17 protein-coding genes, 1 other RNA gene and 1 pseudogene are annotated in these 19088 nt (G+C 60.3%); 18 read left to right on the top strand and 1 reads right to left on the bottom strand.

Going from position 1 to position 19088, the window contains the following annotated elements; all coding sequences use genetic code 11:
* The first annotated feature begins 9 nt into the window (after positions 1–9).
* Complete coding sequence (locus G485_RS28260) at positions 10–441, top strand: YwiB family protein (RefSeq protein WP_051318071.1); 432 nt, start codon at positions 10–12, stop codon at positions 439–441.
* Positions 438–2117: an arginine--tRNA ligase gene (gene argS, locus G485_RS0106385; protein ID WP_027091872.1), complete on the top strand. Its 1680-nt coding sequence runs from the start codon at positions 438–440 to the stop codon at positions 2115–2117. The genes G485_RS28260 and argS overlap by 4 nt, the downstream gene beginning before the upstream one ends.
* Positions 2118–2127: 10 nt before the next feature.
* Here argS and G485_RS0106380 read toward each other — a convergent pair whose 3' ends face one another.
* Entirely contained in the window at positions 2128–3294 is a 1167-nt protein-coding gene (locus G485_RS0106380) for a S8 family peptidase (RefSeq protein ID WP_027091871.1), read from the bottom strand.
* 359 nt (positions 3295–3653) lie between these two features.
* On the opposite strand from G485_RS0106380, the gene rpoE reads away from it, so the two are divergent.
* From rpoE to G485_RS0106300, 16 genes and pseudogenes are all read left to right on the top strand, one after another.
* Positions 3654–4244: a DNA-directed RNA polymerase subunit delta gene (gene rpoE, locus G485_RS0106375; protein ID WP_027091870.1), complete on the top strand. Its 591-nt coding sequence runs from the start codon at positions 3654–3656 to the stop codon at positions 4242–4244.
* 270 nt (positions 4245–4514) lie between these two features.
* Entirely contained in the window at positions 4515–6125 is a 1611-nt protein-coding gene (locus tag G485_RS0106370) for a CTP synthase (protein WP_027091869.1), read from the top strand.
* 132 nt (positions 6126–6257) lie between these two features.
* The gene (locus G485_RS0106365) at positions 6258–6653 is read left to right on the top strand and encodes a response regulator (protein WP_027091868.1); all 396 of its coding nucleotides are present in this window, start codon (positions 6258–6260) and stop codon (positions 6651–6653) included.
* Between the two features lie 98 nt (positions 6654–6751).
* Positions 6752–7606, top strand: coding sequence for a class II fructose-1,6-bisphosphate aldolase (fba, locus tag G485_RS0106360; RefSeq protein WP_027091867.1), 855 nt, complete (start codon positions 6752–6754; stop codon positions 7604–7606).
* A gap of 175 nt (positions 7607–7781) precedes the next feature.
* A complete protein-coding gene (locus G485_RS0106355; RefSeq protein ID WP_027091866.1) occupies positions 7782–9032 on the top strand; it encodes a UDP-N-acetylglucosamine 1-carboxyvinyltransferase in 1251 nt (416 codons plus the stop codon).
* A 58-nt stretch (positions 9033–9090) separates the two neighbouring features.
* Positions 9091–10312 (top strand): annotated as a pseudogene (gene rho / locus G485_RS25365) (transcription termination factor Rho); the annotation flags it as partial.
* Between the two features lie 1129 nt (positions 10313–11441).
* Positions 11442–12722, top strand: coding sequence for a radical SAM family protein (locus G485_RS0106345; protein ID WP_027091865.1), 1281 nt, complete (start codon positions 11442–11444; stop codon positions 12720–12722).
* An 85-nt stretch (positions 12723–12807) separates the two neighbouring features.
* Positions 12808–13005, top strand: a complete 198-nt coding sequence (rpmE, locus tag G485_RS28810; RefSeq protein ID WP_084423153.1) for a 50S ribosomal protein L31 — start codon at positions 12808–12810, stop codon at positions 13003–13005.
* 62 nt (positions 13006–13067) lie between these two features.
* A complete protein-coding gene (locus tag G485_RS0106335) occupies positions 13068–13481 on the top strand; it encodes a hypothetical protein (protein ID WP_027091864.1) in 414 nt (137 codons plus the stop codon).
* A gap of 97 nt (positions 13482–13578) precedes the next feature.
* An RNA gene (gene ffs, locus G485_RS28805) (signal recognition particle sRNA large type) lies at positions 13579–13844 on the top strand.
* Positions 13845–14031: 187 nt separating this feature from the next.
* The gene (locus G485_RS25360) at positions 14032–15234 is read left to right on the top strand and encodes a two-component system sensor histidine kinase NtrB (protein WP_084423152.1); all 1203 of its coding nucleotides are present in this window, start codon (positions 14032–14034) and stop codon (positions 15232–15234) included.
* A 38-nt stretch (positions 15235–15272) separates the two neighbouring features.
* Entirely contained in the window at positions 15273–17105 is a 1833-nt protein-coding gene (dnaX, locus tag G485_RS0106320; RefSeq protein ID WP_027091863.1) for a DNA polymerase III subunit gamma/tau, read from the top strand.
* A 14-nt stretch (positions 17106–17119) separates the two neighbouring features.
* Complete coding sequence (locus tag G485_RS0106315) at positions 17120–17431, top strand: YbaB/EbfC family nucleoid-associated protein (RefSeq protein ID WP_027091862.1); 312 nt, start codon at positions 17120–17122, stop codon at positions 17429–17431.
* A 68-nt stretch (positions 17432–17499) separates the two neighbouring features.
* Entirely contained in the window at positions 17500–18099 is a 600-nt protein-coding gene (gene recR / locus G485_RS0106310) for a recombination mediator RecR (RefSeq protein WP_027091861.1), read from the top strand.
* A 219-nt stretch (positions 18100–18318) separates the two neighbouring features.
* Positions 18319–18582, top strand: coding sequence for a DUF2508 family protein (locus G485_RS25355; protein ID WP_051318070.1), 264 nt, complete (start codon positions 18319–18321; stop codon positions 18580–18582).
* Complete coding sequence (locus G485_RS0106300; protein ID WP_027091860.1) at positions 18579–18845, top strand: pro-sigmaK processing inhibitor BofA family protein; 267 nt, start codon at positions 18579–18581, stop codon at positions 18843–18845. Before G485_RS25355 ends, G485_RS0106300 begins: the two co-directional genes overlap by 4 nt.
* Positions 18846–19088: the final 243 nt, after the last annotated feature.

Here is a 19088-nt window from a genome sequence, read left to right as displayed (position 1 = left end):
TCGGGGCTCGTGAACGAATCGGAACCGCGACGGGTCAAGATCGAGTTGCGCAGCGGACACGGCGGCGAGACGAGCGTTCTGGTTTACAAGGGCATGTTGTATTCGAAAAGGAACGCTCTCTACATTAAATACGAAGACGCGGGGGAGGGCGGGGGAAGCTCCGTGACGGTCAAATGGGACGGCGCGGGGATGACGCTGCTGCGGCACGGGGACGTTCAAGGCGAGCAAACGTTCAGGCTCGGCCGGCGAACGGCGGGATGGCACGCCTCCCCCGCGGGAAGACTGCGGTTGGAAATGGAAACGACCGCTCTGAGCCTGCGGTCCGAGACGCCGGGCGGACTGCCGCTCGAGATCGAATGGCAATATGAATTATGGATCGACGAAATCAGCGCGGACCGCTTCGACTTGCGGCTGCGCGTACAGGAGGATCACGAGGAATGAGCAAGTATGCGCTGGAGAGATTGTATAGTCAAGTGAAAGAGGCGATCGGGGAGGCGGTCGTGGCCGCCGGATTGACGGAGCGGGACGCATTGCCCGACTTCGCGCTCGAAGTGCCGAAGGATAAGGCCCACGGGGACCTGGCCACGAACGCGGCCATGCAGCTGACGAAGATCGCCCGCCGCAACCCGCGCCAGATCGCGGAAGCGATTCTGGAGCATCTGGACAAGGCAAAAGCCTCCATTCTGTCCGCGGAAATCGCGGGACCGGGCTTCATTAACTTCCGCCTCGACAAAAGCTGCCTGTATTCGATTATCGGCGAGGTGCTCGCGGCAGGCGAAAATTACGGCCGCGTGGACGCGGGGCAGGGGCGCAAAATTCAAGTCGAGTTCGTCAGCGCGAACCCGACGGGCAGCCTCCACCTGGGCCACGCGAGAGGAGCCGCGGTCGGCGATGCGCTCTGCAATGTGCTCGACTTCGCGGGGTACGACGTGACGCGCGAATACTACATCAACGACGCGGGTAAGCAGGTCGCCAACCTCGCCGCCTCTATCGAAGCCCGTTACCGCCAGGCGCTCGGCCAGGAAGCCGAGATGCCGGAGGACGGCTATTACGGCGAAGATATCGTCGGCTTCGCGAAGGAGCTGGCGGAGCAGGAGGGAGACCGTCTGCTGTCGCTCTCCGATGAGGAGCGTTTTCAATTTTTCCGCAATTACGGGCTGGAGAAGGAGCTCGACAAGATCAAACGCGATCTTGGACGGTTCGGGGTTCGCTTCGACGAATGGTTCAGCGAAACTTCGCTGTACGAGAACAATCGCGTCGCCGCCGCGCTGGACGCCCTTCGGGCGCAGGGACACGTCTACGAGCAGGACGGCGCCGTCTGGCTGAACACGACCGCCTTCGGGGACGATAAGGACCGCGTGCTCGTCAAGAACGACGGCAGCTATACGTATTTGACGCCGGACATCGCCTACCATATGGACAAATACGGCCGCGGCTTCGACCAAATGATCAACATCTGGGGGGCCGACCACCACGGCTACATTCCCCGCATGAAAGCCGCCATGGCGGCGCTCGGCAACGATCCGGAGAAGCTGACCGTTCTGATCGCCCAGATGGTCAGCCTGTTCCAGAACGGCGAGAAGGTGAAGATGTCCAAACGGACCGGCAAGGCCATCACGATGGAGGATCTGATGGACGAAGTCGGCGTCGACGCCATCCGCTATTTCTTTACGATGCGCAGCATGGATTCGCATTTGGACTTCGACATGGATCTGGCCGTCTCGACGTCCAACGAGAATCCGGTTTATTACGTTCAGTACGCGCACGCCCGGATTTGCAGCATCTTCCGCCAGGCGCAGGAGCAGGGGATCGCGCTCGCGCCGGCCGGGGAAGCGCCGCTCGCCAAGTTGACCGCCGAGCACGAGCTCGACCTGCTGCGGAAGATGGGCGAGCTGCCGGAGACGATCGCCGGCGCAGCCGCGTCCTACGCGCCTCACCATATGATCCGGTACGTCTACGAGCTGGCTTCGCTGTTCCATAGCTATTACCGCGCCGAACGCGTCATTACCGAGGACGCCGGACAGACCCAAGCGCGGCTGCAATTGCTCGCCGCGCTGCGCATCGTCCTGGCCAACTGCCTGAAGATTGTCGGCGTGTCCGCTCCGGAGCAAATGTAAGCCCGGCGCGTTACGTGATCTTGTCCGCGGCTTGCAGCATGCGCAGGACGTCGAGCTCGCCGGCCGTTCTCGGGGATTTGCCGATCTTCACCGGCCGGGTGGAGCGTTTGAGAATCGATTTGATCTGCTCGGGCGTCAGCCCCGGCTTCAGTCCGAGCAGCAGCGCGACCGCGCCGGTCACGTGGGAAGTGGCCATCGAGGTGCCGCTCATCACCTTCCGGGTGCCCCGGAGCCAGCAGGAATCGATCTTCTCGCCGGGGGCGTAGATGTCGATGCCGCCGTGCCGGTTCGTGAACGAAGCGACGCGCCCCTGGCGGTTGGTCGCGCCGACGGCGATCGTCTGACGGTAGCCTGCCGGGAAGTCGATCTCGTCGCGCTTGCCGTCGTTCCCCGACGAAGCGACGATGAGAATGCCGGAACGGTACGCATTGTTCACGGCGCTCAGCAAGGCTTTGCTGCGGTTCTGCATGCCGAAGCTCATGTTGACGACATCCATCCGGTTGCGGACGCACCAGTCGATGCCGAGAATAATGTCGGAGACGTAAGCCGTTCCGTTATAATCGAACGCCTTGATCGGGTAGATCGAGGCGCGCGGCGCGACGCCGATCGTCCCGTGAAGCCGGTTGGCCGCCGCGATCGTGCCGGCGATGTGCGTGCCGTGGCCGTTGTCGTCCTGGGGCAGCATCGTACGCTGGATCAGGTTGATGCCGCGTTCCACCGAGTGGCGCAGATCGGGGTGGTTGAAGTCGACGCCGGTGTCGATGACCCCGACTTTCACGCCGTAGCCCGTCGTCCGGCTCCAAGCCTTGGGCGCCCGGATACGCCGCACGCCCCAAGGAATTCCCTGTTCGACGGAGGTCCGCACTCTGGCCCGCTTGGGCGCGGTTCTGGCTTTGGGGGCGGCGTGCATGCTGACGAGAGGATCCTCCTCCCAGACGATGGCGTCCCCGAAGGGAAGGGGCCATTCGCGCGAAGGCATCGGGCACGAGTAGGCGTTGATGATGCTGAGCCGCCGGATTTCCCTGAGCGACCGGTTCCACGTCTTTTCGGCCTGCAGCGCTTTAAGGAACAGCCTGTCGTCGTCCGGGCGCACGAACCGGATAATTCTCCTGCGAGCCCTGTTCTCCGAGGAGGATAGGGAACCTTTGAGCCAATCCAGGAAACCGTTGGTGTCCATTGCGCAAATCCCTCCCGGCGGATGTGCTTCCCTATTGTATGAGGGAGCCAATCCAAGCGCATGGGGAAGAGGCCTTTTTTTGCCGCAAATGGGCGTCGCACCGTACCTATCCGGCACCGGCTACATAGGATGAAGGGAGAGTTTCCCGCGCGAGACTCTTTACCGCGACGGCTTCTCCGCCGGCGGGGCGGCCGGAAGGGGTACAGTCGAAAAGCGAAGGCATTCGTCGCAGGACGTGCCTTCGCTTTTTCGCGCTTCGGGGCCGCGCTTGCATTTTCGCAAAAAATGAGGTTAACTAAAGGTTGACATAGAAGCGGACAGTTGCGACGTTTTAACATAAAGAGAGGATGAGCAGTAGCGTGAGCGCGGAATACGTCCTGAAATTAGATGCCGAGAAAATCCGGGAAATGCCGATGGTCGACCTCGCCTTCGAGGTGCTCAAAGCGGCCAATACCCCATTCTACTATCGCGATCTGATGATGGAGATCGCCAAGATCAGAGGGTTCTCCGAAGACCAAATCAACGAAGTGATCGCCCAACTCTACACCGAGATCAACATCGACGGCCGCTTCGCCTGCGTAGGCAACAACGTCTGGGGCCTTAAACGCTGGTATCCGGTGGAGCGTTCGGAAGATTCCGTTGCGGGCGGCGGCAAGCGTCCGCGGATTATCAACGACGACGACGATCTCGACGACGAGGATCTGTACGGCGAGGAAGAAGAAGAGTCCTTCTCGCCGGACGAGGAGACTTACGATCTGTTCGACGAAGAGCGCGAGGAGCTGTTCGACGAGGGCGAAGAAGCCGCCGAAGTCGACGAGGAAGTCATTCTCGACGACGAAGAAGACGCTGGTCTCGCCGAAGAGCTTGTCGACGAAGTGGAAGAAGAGACCGACGATCTCGACGAGGACGAATTCGACGACATCGAGGATGATGAGGAAGAGGACAAATAGAAGGGCTTTTCCGAGCGTTTGTCAGGCTTGACACCATACCGGCGAGACGGTAAACTTATGCTTGGGCTTTAGAAGTATGCTTTTCCATAGATGAATGAATGAAAAGTGCCCCCAGTCAATGGGTGACACTTTTTTGTTTTGTCAAATTGTATCGCGTCCGACTTCGATGGAGCTGTCTCGGTTACGGCGAAGGCGTTTCTGCTTGATTCGAGCGAATGCGGGTACGATAAAGATAATGCCGCAGGCATGGGGTGGGAGGTTTCGTTCAGAGTGACCAAATATATTTTTGTAACGGGCGGCGTCGTATCGTCGCTGGGCAAAGGGATTACCGCCGCTTCGCTCGGCCGGCTGCTCAAGAACCGCGGACTCAAGGTGACGATCCAGAAGTTCGATCCGTACATTAACGTCGACCCGGGGACGATGAGTCCTTATCAGCACGGGGAAGTTTTCGTCACCGACGACGGCGCCGAGACCGATCTCGATCTCGGGCACTACGAGCGGTTCATCGACATCAACCTGTCCAAGAACAGCAACGTGACGACCGGCAAGATCTATTCGACCGTCATCAGCAAGGAGCGGCGGGGCGAGTATCTCGGCGGCACGGTGCAAGTTATTCCTCATATTACCAATGAGATCAAAGACCGCGTGTTCCGGGCCGGGCGCGAGACCGGTTCCGACGTCGTCATCACGGAGATCGGCGGCACGGTCGGCGATATCGAGAGCCTTCCTTTCCTCGAAGCCATTCGCCAGATCAAGAGCGACATCGGCCGGGAAAATGTCATGTACATCCACGTCACGCTTATTCCTTATATTAAAGCCGCCGGGGAGGTCAAGACGAAGCCTACCCAGCACAGCGTGAAGGAGCTGCGCAGCATCGGCATTCAGCCGAACGTCATCGTCTGCCGTACGGAATATCCGCTGGCCGAGGAGATGAAGCGCAAGATCGCCCTGTTCTGCGACATCGACGCGAACGCCGTCGTGGAATGCCGCGACGCTTCCACGCTTTACGAAGTGCCGCTCATGCTTCGCGATCAAGGCCTGGACGATTACGTCGTCAAACATCTGGGACTGTCCCATGCCGCTCCCGAGCCGGACATGGCGGAATGGGAAGCGCTCGTCGGACGGGTCAAGTCGCTCCGCAAGACGACGGAGATCGCGATCGTCGGCAAGTACGTCGCGCTGCACGACGCTTACCTGAGCATCGTCGAGGCGCTCGGCCACGCGGGCATCGACGCCGACGCGGAAGTGAACATCCGCTGGGTGAACGCGGAGGAAGTCGAGCCGGGCAACGTGGAGGAGAAGCTGGGCGGCGTTCACGGCATTCTCGTTCCCGGAGGGTTCGGGGACCGCGGGATCGAAGGGAAAATTACGGCCATCCGCTATGCTCGTGAGCAAGGCATTCCGTTCTTCGGCATTTGCCTCGGGATGCAAGTGGCCGTCATCGAATTCGCCCGCAGCATGGCCGGGCTCGACGGCGCCAACAGCTCGGAGATTCATCCGGCGACGCCTTATCCCGTCATCGACCTGCTCCCGGAGCAGAAGGACATCGAGGACCTCGGCGGCACGATGCGTTTGGGCCTGTATCCCTGCAAGCTGGTTCCGGGCACCCTGGCGGCCGAATGCTACGGCGACGAGCTCGTGTACGAGCGCCATCGCCACCGTTACGAATTCAACAACGAATATCGCGAGACGATCGAATCCGCGGGCCTGCGCATTTCGGGCACCTCGCCGGACGGCCGTCTCGTCGAGATGATCGAGCTGCCGGGCCATCCGTGGTTCCTGGCCGTGCAGTTCCACCCGGAATTCACGTCCCGCCCGAACCGTCCGCAGCCTTTGTTCCGCGAGTTCGTGAAGGCTTCGCTGTCTCGCGCGGAAGCTTGAATCGCCGCCTTCAATTTTAACGCCTTGGTGAATACCGGGGCGTTTTTCACATTTTACCATGGAGATTGAAGGAATTCCCGGTGCCGATCTCGAATACGGTTAAAACGGGTTGGAGAAACGGAGGTATTGGTGATGGGGAAGAAGAAGCTGCTGATCGTCGACGACCAGATCGGAATCCGGATTTTGCTGCTCGAAGTGTTCGCAACGGAAGGGTATGAGACGTATCAGGCGGCCAACGGCCGCGCCGCTCTGGAGATCGTTCGCAACCACGCGCCCGATCTCGTGCTTCTGGACATGAAGATTCCGGGAATGGACGGGCTCGAAATATTAAAGAAAATTAAGGAAATGAACCGCGAGATCAAAGTGATCATGATGACGGCCTACGGAGAGCTGGACATGATCAAGGAAGCGACCGATCTGGGCGCGCTCATGCACTTTACGAAGCCGTTCGACATCGACGAGATGCGGATCGCGGTCAATATGCAGCTGGGCGAAGGAGCGCCTTCCCGGTTCGCTTCGGGGTCGTAGGGACGGGTTTACAATAAAAACTCATTTTGTGTTATAATAGCGCAGTATGCAAGTCGCATGCGAATGCGATTTATTTGAAGCGCAGGAGGAGTTGCATCATGCCACTCGTATCAATGAATGAGTTTCTGCCCAAAGCGAAGGCGAACAAGTTTGCCGTAGGTCAGTTCAACATGAACAACCTCGAGTTCGCCCAAGCGATTACCGATGCTGCGATCGAAGAGAAATCCCCTTTTATTTTTGGCGTCAGCGAAGGCGCATTGAAGTACATGGGGATTGAATACACGGTAGCGATTGCGGAAGCGGCAGCGAAGAAGTCCGGCTTGCCGATCGCCCTTCACCTTGACCACGGAAGCAACTTCGACATTGCGATGAAGTGTATCCGCGCAGGCTTCTCTTCCGTTATGTTCGACGGTTCCCACCATCCGTTCGAAGAGAACATCAAGCTGACGAAAGAAATCGTTAAGGCCGCGCATGCGATGGGCGTATCCGTTGAAGGCGAACTGGGCACGATCGGCGGCGTCGAGGACGATCTGAGCGTGGACGAAGCTCATGCGCAACTGGCCAAGCCGGAAGAAGCGATCCGTTTCTACGAAGAGACGGGCGTCGACGCGCTGGCAATTGCGGTTGGTACGGCTCATGGCATGTACAAAGGCGAAGTGAAGATCCACTACGACATCATCAAAGCGGTCGCCGCGAAGATTCCGGTTCCGATCGTTCTGCACGGCGGTTCCGGCGTACCGGACGAGATGATTCGCGAAGCGATCCAGGCCGGCGTCGGCAAGATCAACGTCAACACCGAGAACCAAGTCGCTTGCACCGCCCAAATTCGCGAAGTCCTCGCCAAAGACGCGAACATTATCGATCCCCGCAAATATCTTACGCCCGCTCGCGCAGCTATGAAGCAAGTGGTCCAAGAGAAAATCCGCCTGTTCGGAAGCAGCAACCAAGCCTAATCCTAACCGACTTCACCATTTTAAGAGGCGCCGGCATGCCGGACATGCCTTCGAAGCAGTCATGCTTTCTGATATGGGAAAACGTCAAGCGGCGTTTTCCCTTTCCTTCATTTTGTATCGGCGTGACCTCCGTCTCCCGGTGCATGAGCAGCAGACTAGGAGGAACCATGCATTCATGGATAAACTGATGATACGCGGAGGCCGGCCGCTCCGAGGAACGGTTGGCATCAGCGGCGCGAAAAACAGCGCGATCGCGCTTCTGCCCGCGGCCATTCTGGCCGAATCGGAAGTGCGTTTGGATAATCTTCCCCATCTTAGCGACGTAGCGATTTATATCGAATTGCTGGAAGAACTCGGGGGCAAAGTAACCTGGACCTCCGACACGATGTCTATCGATCCTTCCGGGATGATCTCCAAGCCGATGCCGAACGGACGCGTCAAGATGCTCAGAGCCTCTTATTACTTGATGGGAGCGTTGCTGGGCCGTTTCGGAGAGGCGACGATCGGAATGCCCGGAGGATGCAACTTCGAACCCCGTCCCATTGACCAGCATATCAAGGGCTTTGAGGCGTTGGGGGCAGTCGTAACCAACGAACATGGAGCCATCCGCATCAAGGCCAAAGAACTGCGCGGGGCTAAAATATATTTGGATGTCGTCAGCGTGGGCGCCACGATTAACATTATGCTGGCCGCCGCCCGGGCGAAAGGATCCACCGTCATCGAGAATGCGGCCAAGGAACCGGAGATTGTCGATGTGGCCACGCTCCTGAACTCCATGGGGGCGAAGATCAAGGGAGCCGGCACGGAGACGATCCGCATCGAGGGCGTCGACAGCATGCATGGCTGCCGCCATTCGATCATACCGGACCGGATTCAGGCCGGCACTTACATGATCGCGGCCGCGGCCACGCGGGGCGACGTACTCATCGATAATATCATTCCCAAGCATCTCGAGGCGTTGACGGCCAAGCTGCAGGAGATGGGCGTGCACGTCTACGAAATGGACGAATCGATCCGCGTCGTAGGCCAGCCTCAATACGAGGCGGTGGATGTCAAAGCGCTCGTCTATCCGGGCTTTGCGACCGATTTGCAATCCCCGATGACCAGCTTGCTCACGCAAGCGCAAGGGGTCAGCATCCTCTCCGATTTCGTGTACAGCAACCGCTTCAAGCATGTGCCGGAGCTAATTCGCATGGGCGCGCAAATTCGGGTGGAAGGAAGGTCCGCCATCATCGAAGGCGGACGGTTGAACGCGGCCAAGGTGCGCGCGGCCGATCTTCGCGCAGGCGCGGCGCTGGCCGTGGCGGCGCTGACGGTAGAAGACGGCATCACCGAGATTACCGGCGTGGAGTACATCGACCGCGGCTATGAACGCCTGGTCGAGCATTTAAGCAATTTGGGCGCCGAAGTATGGCGCGAAGGGTGATCCGCTTGCCGGATCGCTCCATTCGGATCGTAAAGTGGGGATTCTATTGACAGATCTCATGATGGCCGATTTGGAAGGATTGACGCTGAACGAGCTGACCAAGCTCGCCAAGAACTATCAAATCGCCGACTACAGCCAAATGAAGAAAAAGGAGCTCATCGTCGCGATTCTGCGCGCGCAGGCCGAACGAAGCGGGCTCATGTTCATGGAGGGCGTGCTGGAAGTTCTGCCCGAAGGGTACGGCTTCCTTCGCCCGATCAACTATTTGCCAAGCGCGGAAGACATTTATATCTCGGCTTCGCAGATCCGCAAGTTCGATCTGCGGACCGGCGATCTCGTATCGGGCAAATGCCGGGCTCCGAAGGAGAGCGAGCGTTACTTCGGACTGCTGCAGGTGAACGCCGTCAACGGCGAATCTCCGGAGACCGCTGCCGAACGCCTCCATTTTCCCGCACTCACTCCGCTATTCCCGCAGGAGAAACTTGTTCTTGAGACGACTCCAACCCGTTTGTCGACCCGTATCATGGACTTGCTGGCGCCCGTCGGGCTCGGCCAGCGCGGCCTGATCGTCGCGCCGCCGAAGGCGGGCAAGACGCTGTTGCTCAAAGAGATCGCGAACAGTATCTCCACGAACCGTCCGGACATCGATCTGTTCGTGCTGCTCATCGACGAGCGCCCGGAAGAAGTGACGGACATGCAGCGCTCGGTCAAGGGCGAAGTCGTCGCCTCGACGTTCGACGAAGTGCCGGAGCATCATATCAAGGTTGCCGAACTGGTTCTGGAGCGGGCGCTTCGCCTCGTCGAGCACAAGCGCGACGTCGTCATTCTGCTGGACAGCATCACCCGTCTGGCGCGCGCCTACAACCTGGTCATTCCGCCGTCCGGGCGGACGCTGTCCGGAGGTATCGATCCGGCGGCGTTCCACCGCCCGAAGCGCTTCTTCGGCGCGGCGCGCAACGTGGAGGAAGGCGGCAGCCTGACCATTCTGGCGACGGCGCTCATCGAGACCGGCTCCCGGATGGACGACGTCATTTACGAGGAGTTCAAAGGCACCGGCAACATGGAGCTGCATCTGGACCGCAAGCTGGCGGAACGGCGCATCTTCCCGGCGTTGGACATTCGGCGTTCGGGCACGCGGCGCGAGGAGATGCTGCTCACCAAGGAGGAACTGGACAAAGTATGGGCGATCCGCAAAGGCATGAACGACTCCATTGAATTCGTCGATCAATTCCTGCGCAAGCTCGCGAATACGAAGACGAATCAGGAGTTTCTGGAATCGCTCGAATCGGCTTCGAGCGGCGGTTCGGGCAGCTCGAGCGGCATGAGCGGATCGGCAAGCTCCGGCGGGACTTCTTCCGCCGCAAGCCGTCCCGCGAGAACCGGCGCTTATTCCGGCCCCGGGCAAGGGGCGGGCTATTCGTCGGGTTCGAGCTACTCGAGCTCCGGCGCGTCCGCGCGTCCGAACGGAACGGGCATGACGTCGCGGCCGAACGTCGGCTACAACGGTTCTCGGCCCCAGACGGGCACCGGCTCGTATTCCTCCGCTTCGCCTTCGCGGCCGTACGGCGGGGGAACGGGCACGAGCCGCCCGGTGTCCTCGCAGCCGGCGGGCGGAACGGTGTCGGGCGGGACGCAGTGGTCGTCGTCTTCGGCTCCGGCGTCCAGACCGGCTCCCGCCGCCAGCTCGGCTGGCGCAAGCGCAGCGGGAGCAGGCAGTGCTAGCGCGGGCACGGTCGGCGCCAGCAATGGCGCCGCAAGCATCGCGAATGCGGGAGATGCAAGCCAGGGCAGTGCCGGAGCAAGTACCGGCACGGGCGGTGCGCTTGCGGGCGCTGCAAGCGCTAGCCCGGCAAGTGCAGGCGCCGCCGACGCAAGCTCGCGCAGCAGCGCTGGCTCCGGCCCGGCGCCGGAAGCGCCGGCCGCCGACGCAACGGCGAAGCCGGCAAGCGCCGCGCCCGCAAGGCGCCGCGCGGCGGCGACGGCCGAGGCGGCCGAACCGGCTGCGGCCGCCGGCGCCCCCGCAGGCGCCGCGGACGAAAGCGCGCCGGCCGCGGATGCCGCGGCGGCGAAACCGCGCGCGGCAAGCTCGCGCAGCAAAGCCGGCGCCTCCACGCGGAGCGCAGGCGCCCGGACGAAGTCCGCCGCAGCCGCCGCGGAAGCCGGCGCCTCCGGCGAAGCCGCACCGGCGGCCGATGCGAGCAAGGCCGAAGCCGTATCGGCTTCGGGCGATGCCGCGGCTGCCGCGACGGAAGCGGCCGAGGCCAAGGCCGCCAAGGCGACCGCCAAACGCACGGGAACCGGCTCCCGCCGCACGACGAAGGGCAGCTCGACCTGAGCGTCCGGTCAACCCTGGTCGCCCGCCGTAGGCGTGGATTGAAACAACCGGCTACCGAGAGGGGCTTTTAAAAAATGCATCTGGTTTACGCCGACAAGAACAATAACGTATTCGACCATCCGGATCTGTATGGCGTCGCCCGCAGCGGCAACGACCTCGTCGAGCTGCTCGAAGACGATCTCATTCCGCTTCCGCCCGGCGCGACGCTGGTCGCTTTGCCTAACACCCGCCCCGTCGGCATCGATCCCGATTCCGGCCGGATGGTGCCCGTACCCGGCGACTATTGCGCGGTAGGCGCCCTGCTGCCGCAAGGCTATACGCGATTCTATGTGCCCGGCTACACGAAGACCGACAAGACGCAGCTGCTGCCCTTGTTCGGCTACACCGCCGTTGTCTGGAAGAAGGACGGCTTCTACGTGGCCGCTTGCCGAAGCGATGACGCCGAGCGCTGGAATCCGGAGAACTGCGACCGGGGCGAAGTGAAGCGGCAGGTTCAGCGGCTTCTGGACAAATATCCGGACAACCGCCTGTACAAGCATCTGTCCAATTGCGCGCTCGGCTACGAATGCCTGACGTCGTCGAACACCTTCCTGCAGCGGTGGGAAGGGGCCGTTCCGGTCTCGTTCGCCTGCAACGCCGGATGCTTCGGCTGCATATCCGAGCAGCCCGACGACAGCGGCTTCGTCTCTCCGCAGACGCGGCTTCAGTTCAAGCCGACGGTGGACGAAGTCGTCGAGATTATGCTGGAGCATCTGCGGACGCCCGAATCGATCATCAGCTTCGGGCAGGGCTGCGAAGGGGAGCCTTCCACCCAGGCGAAAATCATCGTCGAAGCGATCAAGCGCGTCCGGGAACAAACGTCGATGGGCTACATCAACATCAATACGAACGCGGGGCTGACCGATCATCTCCGCGCCATTACCGACGCCGGCCTCGACTTGATGCGCGTCAGCACGATCAGCGCGCTGGACGACCATTACAACGCTTATTACAAGCCGCGCGGCTACACGCTGGCCAACGTCGAGAAGACGCTCCGGTACGCCGCCGACAAAGGCGTCTACACGTCGATCAACTATCTCGTCTTCCCGGGCGTTACGGACCGCGAGGAGGAGATCGAGGCGATGATCGGCTTTGTCCGCCGCACGGGTCTCAAGCTCATTCAGATGCGCAATCTGAACATCGACCCGGACGCGTATTTGGCGCTCATTCCGGAAGCCAAGGGCGAAATTTACGGGATGAAAACGCTGCTCGACATTTTCAGGGAAGAGCTTCCCGACGTAACGATCGGCTCCTTCACCCACGTCCCGCCCGCGGCCGGGTCCGCACCAAAAATTGACGGAAAAATCCGGTTGTGATTTTCACTCCGGACGTGATATAATCCCATTATGTGTCTAATACTCTGGATCCGCATGTGGTTCAGGGCAGAAAGAGGTGAACGCGTTGAAAGATTCCATCCATCCTAATTACCAAGTGACGACGGCTACTTGCGCTTGCGGCAATACTTTCGAAACGGGTTCGGTCCGTCCGAACATCCGCGTCGAAATTTGCTCCGCATGCCATCCTTTCTTCACGGGTAAACAGAAGTTCCTGGATGCTGGCGGACGTGTCGATAAGTTCAAGAAAAAATACGGCCTGTAAGATCCGGCTGTATAGAAATAGACCTCCCATTACATCCTACCGGATAAAGGGAGGTTTTTTTCATGTTCGCACAACTGAGCAAACGATGGTTGGCGGCGTCCTTGTCGCTCTCTCTGGCGGCTGCCGGACTCCTTGCCGGATGCAGCAATCAAGGCGGAACGAGCAGCGTCAAGCCCCAAAGCTACGCGAACGACGGTTACCTGGGACGCACGAACGCCAATCCCCACATTCCGGGTCGGCACATGGCCCTCAACTACAAAAACGACGGGTTGCTGATCCGGCAGGCGATCAAAAACGTGCGCGGCGTCAGAGGAAGCAACGTGACGTTCAACGGAGCCGATGCGTACGTAACGCTGAAGTTGGACCCGAGTCTGAGCGCCCGCAAGGTTCCTACGGTGGAACGCGAAGCCGCTTCGGTGCTCCGGTTCAATTTTCCAAGATACAACATTCATGTCACCTCGACCCGAACGCGTTAACGGATAACGCATTGCGTCAAGCGCCGACCGCTTCAAATGGCTGGATACTGTCTCCATCGGTTGCTTTGGCGCTCCGAATTCGTTATACTAAGTCATGCCGTGCTAGACGGGGAGGTAGCGGTGCCCTGTAACTCGCAATCCGCTATAGCGAGGTTGAATTCCTGTCTGAGGTCTTGTCACGCAGGTTCCGGCTATGTTTGGTTTCGTGTTGATCGCAAGGTCCTCCGCAAGGGACGCCCATGAACCCGGTCAGGTCCGGAAGGAAGCAGCCGTAAGTGGTCACGTTCTTGTGCTGGGGGGTAGCCGGGCGGGAGCGGATCGGCATGGCCGGCTGGATGGCAACGATCGGGGGCAGGTGCACGGTCCTCGTTTTTTAAGCATTCAAAGCACGGTAGTTAGAGCATCTCGGCGCAGGCATGCATTGCGCGGGATGCTTTTTTTGCATGTTGGCCATGACAGAGGCATAAGTCGCAGTTCCGAAGGAGGAAAAAAGTCCCCGGCCACGAAAAACATCGGACAGGGCAGACAGACCGGAGGGTGGTGTCGCGACATGGACAATTCAAAAAACCGGGATATCCCCAAACATCAGGACCAACAATCGGATTGGGAATTCGAGGAAGCGAGAAGCAGAGAGCCGCGGAAGGAAAAGTTCGTCCGCCGTTTCCTCGAAAATTTGCTTGGCCATGAAAATTTCGGCGTACTGCTGCTGGACGCGGACTTTCGGATCGTGGAAGCGAGTCCGATGGTATGCCAGGCGATCGGCAGGGAGCGGGAAGAACTTCTCGGCCAGAATGCGGAGAGCCTGTTCCGGCTTCAAACGGTTCCTTTGCCGGTAGACGCCTCGCTGCTTCAGGGCCGGGTGTTTCGCAACCGCAGCTACACGTGGCGCTCCGGAGACCGGCGGCGGGAATGGGTGCTGGACGGGGAACTGCTCCGCGATGGCGATGGCGGGAAGGTGATCGGCGCCTACGTTCTGTTCCGGGATGTCACGCAACTGATGGCGCTCGAGGAACAGGTCCGCAGGTCGGACAGGCTCAAAATGATCGGCGAAGTGGCTGCCGGAACGGCGCACGAAATTCGCAATCCGCTGACGGCGATTCGGGGGTTCATTCAGCTCCTGCATCGTTCGCTCGCCGAGAGGCAGATGAACCGGGAGCTCGACTATGTCGACATCGTGCTGGCCGAGCTGGAGAGGGTCAACGCGCTCGTGAACGAATTTTTGCTGCTCAGCAAACCTAAGAAAGTCGAGCTGCAACCGGTCCGGTTGGGGAAGCTTTTCGACGAGATGCTGCCCATGCTTCGCAACGAAGCTGTGATGCACAACGTAACGCTGCAGTACATACCCCGCAACGAACTCCCCTCCATTTTTGCGGATAAGGAGCTGTTGAAGCAAGTTTTTCTGAACTTGGGCAAAAACGCGATCGAAGCGATGACCGAAGGAGGAATGCTGATAATACGGGAAAGGCCATGCCCTCCCGGCGCGGCGGAGGTCACGGTGGACGTGTGCGATAACGGGCCCGGAATACCCGAAGAGATGATCGATCGGGTGTTCGATCCTTTCTTTACGACGAAGGAGCAGGGCACGGGACTGGGCTTGTCCATTTGCCAGCGAATCGTGCACGAGCTGGGAGGCCGCATCGAGGTGTCGAGCGGAACCGGAGGCACGGTGTTTTCGGTGACGATTCCCGCAATCGGGGCTTCGCAGCGGAAGCCCTCGCCGGGCGGTGGAGCGCTTCCGTCCGATGATGTATAATGGAGGGAAAGTCAACTAGCCGACGGGAGCGACAAGGGATGGCCCATATCGCATTATACCGGGCCTGGCGCCCGCAGACGTTCCATGACATGGTCGGTCAGCAGCATATCGTTCAGACGCTGCAGAACGCCATTCGCGAAGACCGTTTGTCCCACGCCTATCTGTTCAGCGGCCCCAGAGGAACAGGGAAGACGAGCGCCGCGAGGCTGTTGGCCAAGGCGGTCAACTGCGAGAAGGGACCGACGCCGGAACCGTGCAACAAATGCGAAGCCTGCAGACGGATCGCGGCGGGCTCGGTCATGGACGTGGTCGAGATCGACGCCGCGTCCAACCGCGGGGTCGAAGAGATTCGCGACATTCGCGATAAAGTCAAATACGCGCCGACGGAAGTCCGGCGCAAAGTGTACATCATCGACGAAGTGCATATGCTGACGACGGAGGCGTTCAACGCCCTGCTGAAGACGTTGGAGGAGCCGCCGGGACATGTCATGTTCATGCTGGCGACGACGGAACCCCATCGCCTGCCGCCGACGATCGTCTCTCGCTGCCAGCGCTTCGAATTTCGCCGGGTGTCTCTGGAGGAGCAGAGCGAGTGGCTTCAGGACATCTGCCGGAAGGAAGGCATTCAAGCGGAGAGAGAAGCGCTCGTTTATATCGCGCGCCTGTCCGACGGGGGGATGCGGGATGCGCTGAGCCTGCTGGATCAAATCTCCTCGTTCACGGGCGGACAAGTGACGCTCCGGGACGCGGTGGAGGCGACCGGCGGCTTGCCGGCCGAGCAGTTCGGCCGGCTGGCGATCGCCGTGCGGGACGCGGACGCGTCGGCCGTGCTGCGCGAAGTCGACGAGATGATGCGGGCGGGCAAGAGCGCGGACAAGTGCCTGGAGCAGCTGATGCATTATTTCCGGGATCTGCTGCTGGCCCAGTTGGCGCCGCAAGCCGCCGCTTCGGCCGGGAGAGTCGCCGATCCGGGACAGTTGCGCGACATGGCGCAGAGCTTCTCCAAGGAGCGGCTGTTCGCGATCATCGACCTGCTGAACCGGTACCAATCGGAGATGAAATACGCCGCCCACCCGCAGACGATGTTCGAGATCGCGCTGCTCAAGCTGTGCGCCGCCGATGCGGAAGCCTCCGAGCAGGCGGCAACCGTGCCGGCGGCGCAGCGATCGCCGGCGCCCGGCGCAGGCGTAGGTGCGGGTGCGGGCTCGGGCGGCCCCGAGCTGCAGCGGCTGCAGCAGCAGGTGGCCGCGCTTGAGCGGCGGCTCGAAGAGCTGCTGCGCGGCGGCGCGGGTGCGCCCGTATCGCCGGGCGGAGCAGCCTCTGCCGGCGGCGGTTCGGCCCGCAGCCAGGGCAACGGCTGGGGCGGCCGGAGCGGCTCCGCCGGAGGGACGGCCGCTTCCGCCAAGGGGCTGCGGACGCGGGTGAAGCTCGATCCTTTCCTCGCGGCCAGAGGTTCGCCCCATGCGCTGCAGGTGCTGTCCAAATGGCCGCAGATTTTGCAGCGCGTCAAGGAAGAGCGGGTGACGGTCCACGCCTGGCTTGTGGACGGGGAGCCCGTCTCTTATGCGGACGATACCGTTCTGGTGGCGTTCCGCAACACGATTCACCGGGAGACGACGGAGAAGCCTGCGAACAAGCAGGTGATCGAAGGAGCCCTGTCCGCTTTGCTGGGGCACCCGACCCAGCTCGCCACGGTCACCCAGAAGGAGTGGCAGGAGGCGGTGTCCTCCGGGGGGCCGGCCCGTGAAGAGGCCGCCGCCGAAGAGCTCCGCCTGGAGCCGGAGGATGGCGGCGGCGCGCCGGGCGAGCCTTTGGTAGAGGAAGCGATACGGCTTTTTGGAGAACAACTGGTCATTATTAAGGACGACTAAGGAGGCGCATACAGATGAACAACATGAACCAGATGATGAAGCAAGTGAAGAAGATGCAGGAGCAAATGCTCAAAGCCCAGGAAGAATTGGGCAACAAGACGGTGGAAGGAACGGCGGGCGGCGGAGTCGTAACCGTGCAGGCGAACGGGCACAAGAAAGTGCTGAGCGTCACGATCAAGCCGGAAGCCGTCGATCCGGAAGACGTCGAAATGCTGCAGGATCTCGTGCTTACCGCTGTGAACGACGCACTCACGAAGGCCGACGAACTGGCCAACAACGATATGGGCAAGTTTACGGGCGGGCTCAAAATTCCCGGATTGTTCTGATCAAGCGAATCCGGCCGGCTGTTGCCGGCTTGCCTCGACCCGGCCGGAATAGAGGAGTTTGAAAACTTTTGTTCTACCCCGAACCGATTGCCAAGCTGATCGACTCGTTTTCCCGCCTTCCGGGTATCGGTCCCAAGACGGCCGCCCGGTTGGCGTTTTACGTTCTGCGCATGAAGGAAGAGGACACCATCGATTTCGCCAAAGCGCTCGTGAACGTGAAGCGGCAGTTGACGTACTGTTCCGTCTGCTGCAACATTACCGACACCGATCCGTGCCGGATCTGCTCCGATACAACCCGGGACAACTCCGTTATCTGCGTCGTACAGGAGCCGAAGGATCTGGTGGCGATGGAGCGCACGCGGGAGTTCACCGGGCTTTATCACGTTTTGCACGGCGCCATCTCGCCGGTGGACGGGATCGGACCGGACGATATCCGCATCGCGGAGCTGCTCCGCCGTCTCGGCGACGAGCGGGTTCAGGAGCTCATTCTGGCGACCAATCCGAACATCGAAGGCGAAGCGACCGCGATGTATTTGTCCCGGCTCGTGAAGCCGTTCGGCATCAGGGTCACGCGCATCGCGCACGGGCTGCCGGTCGGCGGCGATCTGGAGTACGCGGACGAAGTGACGTTGTCCAAGGCGCTCGAGGGCCGGCGGGAGCTCCATTGAAGCGCTTGAAATGGTGCAATTATAGAAATTTTGTGCATGCGACGCCCTTGCCGGGGCGTTTTTATTTTAAGGGGACGGTTCGACGTCGCGGATCTTGAGCTCCTTGCCTTCAAACCCTGCTCTTGGTTGGAATCCCGATTCTAGCCGATCGGTTTTGTACATAGAGATGGTAATGGGTTGTCTACGGGCAATTTCATTTCCGATGGGGAGGGGATGGCAATGGTCGGCAAAAAGGCACTTCGGCAAGATCCCGACTTGAATACGGAGAAGGAACGCATCGTGAGGGAGATCAGGGAAGCGGAGCGGGAGTGCTCGGTCGCCCGGAACCGATTCGACGAAGCGCTCGAGCCCGAGCAAGTGGACTACGCGATCTATTCGCTGGAAGCGGCCGAGAAGAAGCTGGACATCCTGATTCGCAAGGCCAAGCTCTTATGGGGAAAATTCGAAAGCAACAAGGAAGCGGAGTGGGGGTTCTATAGATGAGAACGATGTGGCTCGCGTTGTTCGTCGCATCCTCGTGCGCGCTCTTGTATCTGATGCTTCGCCGGGTCCTGCCTCGGGGGTGGGCCACAAGGTTCGGAACCCATCTGGTACTGTCCGCTTTGGCGATCTACGCCTTGAACTTCTCGGGACTCGTCACCGGGTGGTACGTTCCGCTGAACCCGGGGACGATCGGAACGGTTGCGGTTCTCGGTCTGCCGGGCATCGGATTGGTGCTCGGGCTTCAACATCTCGTATTGTCGTAAAAACATTCAATAAAAAAATAGCAAGAAACGATTGACGGAGACCTGGCCGATGTGTTACATTAACTCTCGCGCTTGTTAGGCGCGAATGTATCGCAAGCGAGCGGACGGCGATTTGGAATAAATTGCTTGTTGCAATGAAGAGCCCGTTTGTGATATATTATGAAGGTCGCTGTTACGGCGACGAACGCAACAAACTTGTTCCTTGAAAACTGAACATCGAGCGTAATACGGACCCTGTCACTC

The organism is Cohnella thermotolerans DSM 17683 (genome assembly GCF_000429825.1).
GTDB classification, from domain to species: domain Bacteria; phylum Bacillota; class Bacilli; order Paenibacillales; family Paenibacillaceae; genus Cohnella; species Cohnella thermotolerans.
This window is presented reverse-complemented; position numbering and strand designations above follow the sequence as displayed.

Coding starts and splice junctions, on each gene's coding strand:
- G485_RS25355 (WP_051318070.1), top strand. CDS start 18,319: ATGGTCGGCAAAAAGGCACTTCGGCAAGATCCCGACTTGAATACGGAG.
- G485_RS0106365 (WP_027091868.1), top strand. CDS start 6,258: ATGGGGAAGAAGAAGCTGCTGATCGTCGACGACCAGATCGGAATCCGG.
- G485_RS25360 (WP_084423152.1), top strand. CDS start 14,032: ATGGACAATTCAAAAAACCGGGATATCCCCAAACATCAGGACCAACAA.
- G485_RS0106300 (WP_027091860.1), top strand. CDS start 18,579: ATGAGAACGATGTGGCTCGCGTTGTTCGTCGCATCCTCGTGCGCGCTC.
- G485_RS0106315 (WP_027091862.1), top strand. CDS start 17,120: ATGAACAACATGAACCAGATGATGAAGCAAGTGAAGAAGATGCAGGAG.
- G485_RS0106345 (WP_027091865.1), top strand. CDS start 11,442: ATGCATCTGGTTTACGCCGACAAGAACAATAACGTATTCGACCATCCG.
- G485_RS0106380 (WP_027091871.1), bottom strand. CDS start 3,294: ATGGACACCAACGGTTTCCTGGATTGGCTCAAAGGTTCCCTATCCTCC.
- G485_RS0106355 (WP_027091866.1), top strand. CDS start 7,782: ATGGATAAACTGATGATACGCGGAGGCCGGCCGCTCCGAGGAACGGTT.
- dnaX (WP_027091863.1), top strand. CDS start 15,273: ATGGCCCATATCGCATTATACCGGGCCTGGCGCCCGCAGACGTTCCAT.
- G485_RS0106335 (WP_027091864.1), top strand. CDS start 13,068: ATGTTCGCACAACTGAGCAAACGATGGTTGGCGGCGTCCTTGTCGCTC.
- fba (WP_027091867.1), top strand. CDS start 6,752: ATGCCACTCGTATCAATGAATGAGTTTCTGCCCAAAGCGAAGGCGAAC.
- argS (WP_027091872.1), top strand. CDS start 438: ATGAGCAAGTATGCGCTGGAGAGATTGTATAGTCAAGTGAAAGAGGCG.